This is a genomic window from Peptostreptococcus sp. D1 (genome assembly GCF_900112955.1).
Lineage (GTDB): Bacteria > Bacillota > Clostridia > Peptostreptococcales > Peptostreptococcaceae > Peptostreptococcus.
On sequence record NZ_FONP01000013.1, the window covers coordinates 1 to 11,686 of the forward strand.

At 33.3% G+C, this 11,686-nt stretch carries 11 protein-coding genes; 8 read left to right on the plus strand and 3 right to left on the minus strand.

The genetic code is table 11. The annotated features are described in order from the left end of the window. Positions 1–261 precede the first annotated feature (261 nt). The 7 genes from BM120_RS08660 to BM120_RS08690 all read left to right on the plus strand — a co-directional run bounded on the left by BM120_RS08660 (position 262) and on the right by BM120_RS08690 (position 8,156). Positions 262–1,020 (plus strand): DeoR/GlpR family DNA-binding transcription regulator, encoded by a 759-nt coding sequence (locus tag BM120_RS08660; RefSeq protein WP_242941596.1) that lies wholly within the window; start codon positions 262–264, stop codon positions 1,018–1,020. Positions 1,021–1,217: 197 nt separating this feature from the next. Continuing rightward, positions 1,218–2,129, plus strand: a complete 912-nt coding sequence (pfkB, locus tag BM120_RS08665) for a 1-phosphofructokinase (RefSeq protein WP_091995095.1) — start codon at positions 1,218–1,220, stop codon at positions 2,127–2,129. A 106-nt stretch (positions 2,130–2,235) separates the two neighbouring features. After that, entirely contained in the window at positions 2,236–4,125 is a 1,890-nt protein-coding gene (locus tag BM120_RS08670) for a PTS fructose transporter subunit IIABC (RefSeq protein WP_091995098.1), read from the plus strand. A gap of 270 nt (positions 4,126–4,395) precedes the next feature. Then, positions 4,396–4,839: a cytidine deaminase family protein gene (locus BM120_RS08675; protein ID WP_091995101.1), complete on the plus strand. Its 444-nt coding sequence runs from the start codon at positions 4,396–4,398 to the stop codon at positions 4,837–4,839. Positions 4,840–4,866: 27 nt separating this feature from the next. After that, positions 4,867–5,625 (plus strand): acyl-CoA dehydratase activase, encoded by a 759-nt coding sequence (locus BM120_RS08680; protein ID WP_091995104.1) that lies wholly within the window; start codon positions 4,867–4,869, stop codon positions 5,623–5,625. A 1-nt stretch (position 5,626) separates the two neighbouring features. Then, on the plus strand, positions 5,627–6,919 hold the full coding sequence (locus BM120_RS08685) for an alkaline phosphatase family protein (protein WP_091995107.1): 1,293 nt from the start codon (positions 5,627–5,629) through the stop codon (positions 6,917–6,919). Between the two features lie 10 nt (positions 6,920–6,929). After that, on the plus strand, positions 6,930–8,156 hold the full coding sequence (locus tag BM120_RS08690) for an MFS transporter (RefSeq protein ID WP_207645712.1): 1,227 nt from the start codon (positions 6,930–6,932) through the stop codon (positions 8,154–8,156). 144 nt (positions 8,157–8,300) lie between these two features. Here BM120_RS08690 and BM120_RS08695 read toward each other — a convergent pair whose 3' ends face one another. Together BM120_RS08695 and BM120_RS08700 are read right to left on the minus strand one after the other, a co-directional pair. Further along, complete coding sequence (locus tag BM120_RS08695) at positions 8,301–9,680, minus strand: MATE family efflux transporter (RefSeq protein WP_091995111.1); 1,380 nt, start codon at positions 9,678–9,680, stop codon at positions 8,301–8,303. A 74-nt stretch (positions 9,681–9,754) separates the two neighbouring features. After that, positions 9,755–10,183 (minus strand): MarR family winged helix-turn-helix transcriptional regulator, encoded by a 429-nt coding sequence (locus BM120_RS08700; RefSeq protein WP_091995114.1) that lies wholly within the window; start codon positions 10,181–10,183, stop codon positions 9,755–9,757. Positions 10,184–10,500: 317 nt separating this feature from the next. Here BM120_RS08700 and BM120_RS08705 point away from each other — a divergent pair, with 317 nt between their 5' ends. Continuing rightward, positions 10,501–10,941 carry a hypothetical protein gene (locus BM120_RS08705; protein WP_091995116.1) on the plus strand — a complete coding sequence of 147 codons (441 nt, stop codon included), beginning with the start codon at positions 10,501–10,503 and terminating at the stop codon, positions 10,939–10,941. A gap of 163 nt (positions 10,942–11,104) precedes the next feature. Here the strand turns inward: BM120_RS08705 and BM120_RS08710 are convergent, their stop codons facing one another. Then, entirely contained in the window at positions 11,105–11,656 is a 552-nt protein-coding gene (locus BM120_RS08710) for a biotin transporter BioY (protein ID WP_242941594.1), read from the minus strand. Positions 11,657–11,686 lie beyond the last annotated feature (30 nt).

An 11,686-nucleotide genomic window follows, 5' to 3' on the forward strand; every position in this document is an offset into this window, starting at 1 on the left:
ACATTATATTTTACATATTAACAATATCTTTTTGCATATCAACAATATATTTTTGTATATCAACAATATATTTTTGTATATTAACATTATATTTTTTTTATTGATAATTATCAATCCCTTAAAAGCTTTTATAAATATTTGACGGTGGAAAGTAGTAGTACAATTATGGTAAAATGTAGTTGTTGGAAAAATGAGGTCATAAAATTGTAAAAAAATGATAGAATGATAGAAAACAGAATATAATATTTTTAGAAAATGGTGGTGATAGATTTGCTAACTGAAGAAAGACAATCGATTATTGTAAATATGTTGTCTGAAAAAAGTATATTGAAATTGAAAGATCTGGTGAAGATTCTTGACGCCAGCGAATCTACTATAAGAAGAGATTTGGATGAGCTAGAAGCAAAGGGATTATTGAAAAGAGTTCATGGTGGAGCTGTTGCTGTAAATGGAAGCTTTACACTGGATTATTCAATAGATGAGAGAACAGAAAGGTTTTTGACAGAAAAAAGGGCAATTGCAAAATACTGTGCGGATTTAATTGAGGATGGGGATTATGTTTATCTGGATTCTGGAACTACAACTTTAGAAATGATACCATTTTTATCTGGGAAGAGGCTAACGGTAGTTACAAATGGCGTATACAATGCTCAAAAGCTTGTTGAAAACAATGTAAAGACATATTTACTGGGAGGAGAAGTTAAACATAAAACTCAGACGGTAATAGGTGAACAATCGGTACTCAATATGCTAAAATTTAGGTTTACAAAAGCATTTATCGGTGCGAATGGGATAACATTCAAGTCGGCAATTACAACTCCTGATGATAGTGAGGCAGTTATCAAGAAACTTGCAATAGATTTGTCAAAGGACTCATATGTTGTTGTTGATTCAAGTAAATTTGGATCAGTTTCTTTTTCGAAAATTTGTGATTTGGACGATGTTACAATAGTCACAAATAAATCAGACTACAAAATAGATAAAAGAATAATTGATATAGCTACAATAATTGAAATATAGGCTGAGTATAAATCTTAACTTAACATTGTTATGATAGAAATTGATAGAAATTATTCTTAATTTATAAAATTGAATAAAAATATGATAGAAAGTAAAAGAAAATGATAGAAAATGATTGATTAAAGTCTAAAATCGTGATATAATTCTCTTAAAGTTAGATGATAAGGTAAGTTATATTATTTTGAAAGGTTTTGTATATGATATATTCAGTTACTTTAAATCCGTCAATAGATTATATAGTTCATGTAGACAGCTTTGTTGAGGGAAGTCTCAATAGGTCTACCAAGGATTATATAAATGTTGGCGGTAAGGGAATTATGGTATCTAAATTGTTGACTAATGTCGGTATTGAAAATACTGCGACCGGATTTTTGGGAGGTTTTACAGGAAAATATATATCGGATTGGTTTGATAATTTGGGTCTGCCACACGATTTTATTTTTGTTGAAGATAATACGAGAATAAATGTGAAGCTAAAAGGTTTTACAGAAAGTGAAATCAATGGTAGAGGTTCAAGCATTAAAAAGCAAGAGCAGCAGTTGTTTCTAGACAAAATTAACGGAATTGATAAAAACGATACTGTGATTATTTCTGGAAGCTCATCACCTGGATTGGATGAGGATATAGTTGATCAGATAATCGATATTTGTAAAACAAAGGGAGTTGATTTTGTGATTGACACATCTGGAAGTGCATTGATGAGAGCAATAAAAAGCAAGCCTCTTTTAATAAAACCAAATATTGATGAAATTGGAGAGCTATTTGGGAAAACATTTAATGGCAAAGATGATGTCATACCGTATGGGAAGAAATGCTTGGAATTGGGGGCAAAATATGTAATAGTTTCGATGGGGGCAAATGGTGCTCTATTCTTTGACAATGATGAGGTATATTTTTCACCAAGGGTTGAAGGAGAACTTGTAAACTCTGTTGGAGCAGGTGATTCTATGTTGGCAGGATTTGTTGGAAGCTTAAAATCTGGTAAAAGTCCAATTGATAGCTTTAAATTCTCTGTGGCTTGTGGTACTGCAACTGCTTTTTGCGAAGATATAGCTGACAAGGAAAGTGTAGAAAATATATTAAGAAAGGTTGTTGTAGAAGATTGCTAGGTTTGTCAATTTATGTAAATTAGTGTTACAGATTGAAAGGAAATACTTATTTAATTGTATTGCTGAATGATTTGTATTGAATAGTTAATTTTTATGAGGAGAAAATATGAAAATTTCAGATTTATTGAAAAAGGAAATAATGATAATGGATCTTAGCTCAAGCTCTAAGCATGAAGTTATCGATGAAATGATTGAAAAGCTAAAGGTTAATGGAATAATTAATGATGATGAAGAATTCAGAAAAGAAATACTGAATAGAGAAGAGCTTTCTTCTACTGGTCTTGGCGACGGAATAGCAATGCCCCATGCAAAGACAAAGGCAGTGAATACTCCTTGTGTTCTTTTTGCAAGGAGTAAAGTAGGGATTGACTATGATTCATTGGACGGTCAGCCAGCATATTTATTCTTTATGATAGCTGCAGAGGAGGATGCAAACAACACTCATATTGAAACATTGGCTAGTCTGTCAAGGCTTCTGTTGCAGCCGAATTTTATTGAATCGCTAAAAGAAGCAGATACGCCAGAGGAAGTGCTTGAATTGATAGAATCGGGTGAAGCTCAGTTGAATGAAGAAAAGAAGAAAAAAGAGGAAAAATCGAAATCATCAATGGACAACGAAAAGCCTCTAATAGTTGCCGTTACTGCTTGCCCAACTGGAATAGCGCATACATATATGGCGGAAGATGCTCTATTGTCAAAGTCTGAAAAAATGGGTGTTAGCATAAGAGTGGAAACTAACGGAAGTGACGGAGCAAAAAACGTACTGACAGATGAAGAAATAAAAAAGGCTGTAGGGGTAATTGTTTCTGCGGATAAAAATGTTGAAATGGCAAGGTTTAAAGGTAAGAAGCTGATAAAAACTCCTGTAAGTGAGGCAATTAGAAATCCAGAAGAATTGATAACAAAGACTCTAAATGGTGAGGGTGCAGTATATGAAACTACTGAAGAAAACACTTCCTCAGCTAAGCAAAATGAAAAAAACTCAATTGGAAGCAAGATATACAAAGATGTGATGAATGGTGTTTCACATATGTTGCCATTTGTTGTTGGTGGAGGTATATTGATTGCGATATCGTTTATGGCGGAAAGCTCATTTGGTGCTGAGAGTCAGATTTATAAGTTCTTGATGGATATCGGTGGCAATGGTGCATTTACATATCTTATACCTATATTAGCCGGATATATTGCAATGAGTATTGCAGATAGACCAGGTTTGATGCCTGGTATGGTCGGTGGTTTGATGGCTGCACAACAAGGTGCTGGTTTCTTAGGCGGGTTGGCTGCTGGTTTTATAGCGGGTTATGTGATACTGGGATTAAAGAAATTAACCTCTGGACTACCAAAGTCTCTTGAAGGAATAAAGCCAATGATAATTTATCCTGTATTTGGTTTGTTGATAACTGGACTAATAATGTTTGTGGGAGTGATTCCTGTATTTTCAGTAATAAATACAGCTATGAACAATTCATTAACTCATTTGGGAACAGGTAATGCAATATTGCTGGGTGCTGTTCTTGGTGGAATGATGGCTGTGGATATGGGGGGACCTGTAAACAAAGCTGCGTACACGTTCTCAATAGGTGTGTTTACTAGCACAAATATGGGTAATTTGATGGCTGCAGTTATGGCTGGTGGTATGGTTCCACCTTTGGCAATCGCACTTGCAACTACAGTTTTTAAAAATAAATTCGATGAAAAAGAAAAACAGTCAGGACTAACGAACTGGATACTTGGATTGACATTTATCACAGAGGGTGCTATTCCTTTTGCAGCTGCTGATCCTGTAAGGGTAATTGGTAGCTCAGTTGTTGGTGCTGCAATAGCTGGTGGTCTAACACAGCTATGGAGCGTCAATGCTCCGGCTCCACATGGTGGTGCTCTTGTATCGTTTGTAATGCAACCTAACCACGTAATATTCTTCTTGTTGTCAATTGCAATAGGAACAGTTATATCAGGTATGATTTACGGTATTTGGAGGAGACCAAAAGCTCGATAATTAGCGTATTGTATAAAAATACTTGATGTAGACTATAAAATTCGATAAAAAAGTATCCTGTATTTCACTCTTGCAATGTGAATGCTAGGATACTTTTTTTATTGGTTAGAAATTTTTCTATTTTATATATTTTATTTATAATTTAATTTTGTGATTTTATTTCTTTGTTTTAATGCAATACTGGTACTTGAGTTTTATAACATATTGATAGTCGAACCTAATTATATTATAATAATGTGTGTGGCCAATCTTCAAATGGAGGTGGTGTAAATGGAAGATTATAGTGGTAAAGTAGATATTTGGGAAGAGTTGTATGAAAGAGCAAAAGAAATTTACTCTCCAGAACAAATATCTCCATTTATTAATGTGAAAAAGGTAGTTTGTGCATTAGAGGCTAAGGATGGAACAATATATACTGGATTTTCAATAGAAGGTGATTGTGGTGTGGCTGATTTATGTGCAGAAAGAACTGCAGCTATAAAAATGTATTCTGATAGCGGACAAAAAATCGTAAAAAGATTAATTGTATTTAGAGATAGACCACCAGAAAAAGGTAGTACGTCAATACCTTGTGGAGCTTGCAGGGAGTTTTTTATGCAGCTTTCTAATTTGAATTCAAAAATGGAAATTTTAATCGATTACGAAAGCCGAGAGATTATTACTCTGGAAGAACTAATGCCTAATTGGTGGGGGATGGAAAGATATGATATTTAGTTTATTGGAAAAATTTTGGAGGAGTAAATGCATAATATAGGTATAGATATTGGTTCAAGTTGTGCCAAGGTTTCCATAATGAAGGATGGAAAAATTGAAAAAAATTTCATGATTCCATCTGGGTACAATTCAAAAGAAACTGCGGAATTAATAAAAAATATTCTGCTTGGGGATGGTATAGATATCGAAAAATCAAAAATAACTGCCACTGGATATGGGAGAATTTCTGTTCCTTTTGCTGATCAAGTGATGACAGAGATAACCTGTCATGGTAAGGGGGCTGACTTTATTTTTAAAAAAAATGCGACTGTGATAGATATAGGAGGTCAGGATACGAAGGTCATTTCCCTGAAAAGAGGAAGGGTGATGAAATTTATCATGAATGATAAATGTTCTGCAGGAACTGGTAAATTTATGGAGATAATGTCAAATAGATTGGGTTTGACATTAGAAGAATTAGAGGGACTAGCATCCAATGGAAACGATATTTCAATTAGCTCAATGTGTACAGTTTTTGCTGAATCTGAAGTGATTAGCCTAATTGGACAAGGGACTCCTAGAGAGGATATTGCAAATGGTGTGATTAACTCGGTAGTGACAAAGGTTGTTCAACTGGCGAGTCAAATACCAGCGGAAAATTATATATTAACTGGAGGCTTTTGCGATAATAAATATTTCATAAGAAAATTGTCTGAGGCTTTGGAATCTATAGTTGAAAGCTGTCCTCAAGCAAGGTTCGCCGGTGCAATAGGAGCAGCTATTTTCTCAAGTGAGATGGAGGAGTAATATGAAGAAAAAATACTTACATATTCTGTCTTTTGATGGGTTATCAAAAGTGGACATTGAGTTTATGAAAACTTTGCCAGCATTTTCTGAATATATTAAAGAAGCTTCTGGCTGTATGAGTGTTTTGAGCGTCTATCCAAGTATTACTTATTGTGCTCATACATCTATTACTACAGGAGTCTACCCATATGTCCATGGTATTGTGAATAACACAAAGGATCAGATGGATAAAGAAAGTCCAGATTGGTTTTGGCATGAAAAAGATATTAAGGTAGACACATTTCAAAAGCTTGCGTATAAAAATGGATATTCGATTTTATCTTTGTTTTGGCCGGTTTCAGCTGGATCGAAATATATAAAATATAATATGCCTGAGATTTTTGCAAATAGGAAATGGCAAAATCAAATAATGGTTTCATTGATGAATGGTAGTCCGATGTTTCAATATAACCTTAATAAAAGATTTGGACATCTAAGGAATGGAGTAAGCGAGCCGGAATTGGACAATTTTTCACATGAATCTTTTTTGTACTCACTGGAGAATTATAAAGTAGATATAAATATGGTTCACTATATAGATTTAGATTCTCAAAGACATGAGTACGGATTTGATTCAAAAGAGGCAAGAGAAGCCTTAGTAAGATTGGATAAGAGGCTTGGAGATATAGTGAACAGATTGAAAAGCATTGGCATATACGATGATTCGGTAATCGTTATACTTGGTGACCACAGTAGTAGGGATATTCACAGTAATGTATATGTGAACAAGTTATTTGGCGATGCTGGATTGCTTGAGTATGATGACAAGGGATTGATAATTAATAAGAGAGCGTATTGTAAATCTGCTGACGGAGCGGGTTATATTTATGCAGATGATGAAATTGATGACAATGCTTTACTGGAAATTATCAAACCGTTGGTGCAGGATAAAATAATAGAGGCTGTTTACACTCGGGAGCAAGCAAGAGAAATGGGTGCAGATGATAGCTGTAGATTTATGATAGAAGCTTCAGAAGGATATTTCTTCTTGAATCCTGTTAGAGACGAAGCTGTGGTGCAAACAGAGATTGCAAAGAGCTTTGAAAAGAAAATATATAAGAACAATCATGGATATAATCCATACACGAAAAAAGATTATGAGACAGTATTTTTTGTTTCAGGTAAAGATATAAAAAAGGGCGTGTTTGTGGATCAGATGAATTTGGTAGATGAAGGTCCAACATTTGCAAGTATACTCGGATTTGAAATGGATAATGTTCAAGGAAGAGTAATGACAGAATTTTTGGAGGTATGATGTGTTAAAAATGAATAAAAAAGAACTGAGCTGGGCTTTATATGACTGGGCCAATTCAGCATTTACGATGACAGTGGTGTCAACTATTTTGCCGATATATTTTACAAACATGGTAAATGATGCGGGATTGACTAAGGAATTGGCAACATCATACTGGGGCTACACAAATTCAATAGCTTCCTTGATAGTGGCGGTGCTTTCTCCTTTGATGGGGGGAGTTGCTGACTACATGGGGGTCAAGAAGAAATTTTTTAGCATTTTTACATTCGCTGGAGTTATTTTCACATGGGTTATGGCTTTTATTCCATATGGATATTGGATTCCATTGCTTTTAACCTATGTAATTTCAATGATAGGTTATTCGCTGAGCAATGTATTTTACGATTCATTTTTAACCGATATTACGACAGTGGATAGAATGGATACAGTTTCGACATATGGTTATGCGTACGGATATATAGGGAGTACGATTCCATTTATAATCTGTATTGGTATAATTATGGCAGTTCAAAATGGAATGATAGGTATAAGCTCCATTACAGCTACAAAAATATCATTTGTCATCACAGGACTTTGGTGGTTTTTGTTCACATTGCCAATGATGAAAAATGTAGAACAGGTGCATGGAAAGCCAAGGTCGGAATTTGATATTAAGGGGATTTTTGTAGAATTCAAAGAAAGCTTAGTCAAGATAATCAAGGATAAAAAAGTATTGGTATTTCTCATTGCATATTTTTTCTATATAGATGGAGTAGATACGATAATAAGAATGGCTGCAAGCTTTGGTACTACTTTAGGTATAGATTCGACAACACTTTTAATTATCCTTTTAGTAACTCAATTTGTAGCATTCCCATTTGCTTTGATTTATGGTAAGCTTGCTCAAAGATACAATGGAAAGAATATGCTTTTTGTAGCAATATTTATATACATGGCTATTTGCGTTATTGCTTATTTTATGAAATCTGCGAGAGAGTTCTGGCTATTATCAATGCTGGTAGCAAGTTCACAAGGTGGTATTCAGGCACTTAGTAGATCTTATTTTGCAAAAATAATACCAAAGGAAAATTCAAATGAATACTTCGGATTTTACAATATATTTGGTAAATTTGCAGCTATAATGGGACCTGCATTAGTTGGAGTAATTACTCAGATTACTGGAAATGTGAAGAATGGTGTTTTGAGTCTATTGATATTATTCATGGTTGGGTTTATTATGCTATTGAAGAATAAGTAGGATTGAAAAAAGGAAACAATTGAAAAATAGTAAGGAATGTAAAATAAAAAAGCTCGCATATTTTGTATAAATATGCGAGCTTTTTTAGGATATTTTTATAAGTAGTGAGAGACTACTAAAAACGCATTAAAGTTTTATTTTAATTTAGTTTTCGAATAATTTTTCACTAGATGTCAAGCTATATTTTCTTATAAAGCTTATAAAAAATATTGCTGTAATAGTTGTAGATGTCAAATCTGCAAACGGTGCTGCATACAGTATTCCATTTAATCCCCAAAGCCTAGAGAAAATAATAATGCATGGTATAAGTACAAGAATCTGTCTTGTAAGAGTCAATATCATTGCTTTTGCAGGCTTTCCTATTGCTTGAAAAAAATTTGCGGCAATAATTTGGAATCCAGCCAAAAAAGTCATCTTAAACCAAGTTCTCATTGCATTTTCACCGAAATTTAATAGGTTAGAATCTTGGTTGAAGAGTGATACCATGAATTTCGGAAAAATCTGACCTACTAGAAAGCCTACAATCGAAATTATGGAAGCCACTTTTATTCCTAATAAAACAGCTTCCTTAACTCTGGTGTGTTGTCTTGCTCCATAGTTAAAGCTCACTATTGGCTGTAGTCCCTGATTAAGCCCTACAACTGGAAGTATTAATAGATTTTGAATGCTATTTACAATTCCCATGGCTGAAACTGCTATATCTCCACCGTATTTAAGCAACGAAGAGTTTAATATTGCGGATAATAGTCCACCTGATAACTGAAGTAAAAATCCTGGTATACCCAGAGAAATTATTTCAATGGTAAGTTTAGTGTCTAGCTTCATATTTTTGAGTCTTATTCTATGTGGGTTACTTTTTTTTAAGAAATGATATAATCCCCAAAGCGTTGAAACAAACATAGAGAAAATGGTTGCAAGTGCTGCACCAGTCATTCCCATTCTAAATATGTAAATAAAAATTGGATCTAAAATTGTATTTATGATTGCACCTATTAGTATTGTAGTCATCGACAATTTTGGTTTTCCATCTGCTCTCAAAAAATTATTCATACCCATTGTCAAAACTTGGAATAGTGCCCCCAAAAGGATTATTCTCAGATATTCTTCCGAGTATGGAAGCATTGCCTTGCTTGCTCCAAATGCGATTAACAAATCCTTCAAAAATATTTCTCCGATTATAGTAATTGATAGTCCAAAGACTATCAAAAGTGTTGTAGCATTAGATATTGCTTTGTTTGCCCTTTCTATATCACCCTTGCCAAGGTTAATAGAGAATACAGTTGCACCGCCAACTCCGAATAATATTCCCACAGCCATAATTATTATCATTATGGGAAAGCAAATTGTGATGGCAGCAAGCCCAATTGCACCCAGGTCTGGGCTATTACCGATAAATATTCTATCGACGATGTTGTACAACGCATTGATAGTCATTCCAATAATTGCCGGTACTGAAAACTGAAACAATAGCCTGGAAACTTTCTCCGTGCCAATTGGGTTCTCTTTTTGTATAGTACTTTCCATTTTTTCACCTCTTAAATTTATATTAATATTTTGTATTTGTAATAGTATTTTGCTAGCTGCGTGATAAATTGTTTTTATTCACTTTTACAGCTGTTCAGATTGTTCACCATTTTGTTTAATATCAAATATGCTATTTCTTTTTCGCTTTCATTCAAATCTGATGTTAAAATATCGTTCCAATTTTCCAAACGAGCTTTGATATCCTTTTCTATTGATTTAGATTTTTCAGTCAAGAATATTCTATTTATTCTTTTATCATTATCGTCTTTCTTTTTTTTGATATATCCCTTATTAATAAGCGACTGAAGCGATCTTGTAGTAGAGGCTTTGTCAAGTAAAAGCTTTGATGATAAATATTCCTGAGATACACCATCTTCATTGAAAAGTGAAGAGAGAAATGGTTGCTCAGCTGCAGTGATATTAAAGTCATCTAGAATTATGTTTTTGTAAATATTGCCTTTTCTATATAGGATAGAAATCAATCTTCCTAGATTGTTTATCATAGTTTTCCTCCGAATTTATAGTTGATAATTTTATTGCTACGTTAAATATTGTGTTTTACATTAGTTACGGCGTTAATGTGCTTTTAAATTAATGGTTGATTAAACAACTATTTTTAAGTATATAACATTTTAGTTGACTAGTCAATTAATTTTGATAAATAAATATTATTCTATTTTTAAAAAAAGAATGGTATAATAGAAAAGTAAAATTATTGTTGTTTGTTAGTTTGATAGTTTATCAGAAATTGTTAAATAAATATTATATAATTTTGAATAACAGAATATGAATTTGCTATAAGGGAAGGGTAATAGGATTGATGGATAACAAGAAAAAAAGAAGGTTTATTTTGAAAACGTCATATTTTTTGGAGGTGTTGCTGTCTCTAGTAATTTTAGTTGCAGTTACTTTAGGTATTTTTGATACATTGAGAATAATTTATACGACTTATATTGTAAATTTTAATCAGCCAATAGATTATGAGCAGATTAACGGTATTTTTGCTCAGATATTGCTGTTGGTAATCGGTGTTGAAATAGCAGTTATGTTGACGCTAAGAAAGCAAACTGCACTATTAGAAGTGCTTTTGTATGGTATTGCTAGAAAGATGCTGTTAGTTCCAAAAGGAAGTGGCATTTCAGAGATTTTTATTGGCGTGATAGCAATAGCCGGACTTTTCGTGATTAGAAAATATTTATTGGATAATAAGCATTATGAGGAAGAAGTAAAGGAAGATCCGCATCCAGAGCATTTGATATAGCTTGATAATAAAGGTTGCCATATTATGATGAAGCTTTTATGATTGTTGTGGATATTATGTGGTTAATATATAGTTTGTACAGCATTAAATTATACATTGTCAAAAAATACGTAAAAGCATTTTTGCTTTTACGTATTTTTATCTTAATATATTAAAATAAGGCTTATAATAACATTTTTTTTGAAAGCTTTTTTGCTGTAACAGCACTTACAAAGCAACTCACAATATCCTTTACCACAACGACTGGAAATAAGCTTGCAACGCAGACCCAGTATGGTGTTGGTGTTTTTGCTACAAAGTTTAGTATAAAAAAAGTATAAAGTGTACCCAATAGGTAAGTAATAAACATTCCAATCAAGCATATTACAAATAGCTTTGGAGTTGAATCTGTTCCGACCTTTTTTCTCATAAGACCAACTATAAATGACGTTATTGCGAATGATATCAAATATCCAAAAGTTGGCTTAAGTAGATACGCTGGTCCACCGCCTTCAGAGAATATAGGAAACCCAATTAGACCTATTACCAAATACAGAATACATGATAGTGCTCCAAATTTTGGTCTAAGTATTAGTCCAGATAGAAGAACAAATATAAACTGCATTGTAAATACCGTAATTGGAAGTGGTATCCTAATAAAAGCCCCTATGGCAATAAGTGCTGTAAAAAAAGCACAAAGTATTATATTTCTAGTTTTTTGAGAATTAGTATTCAATGTATACCCCCTAAATTAATTAATTTTACT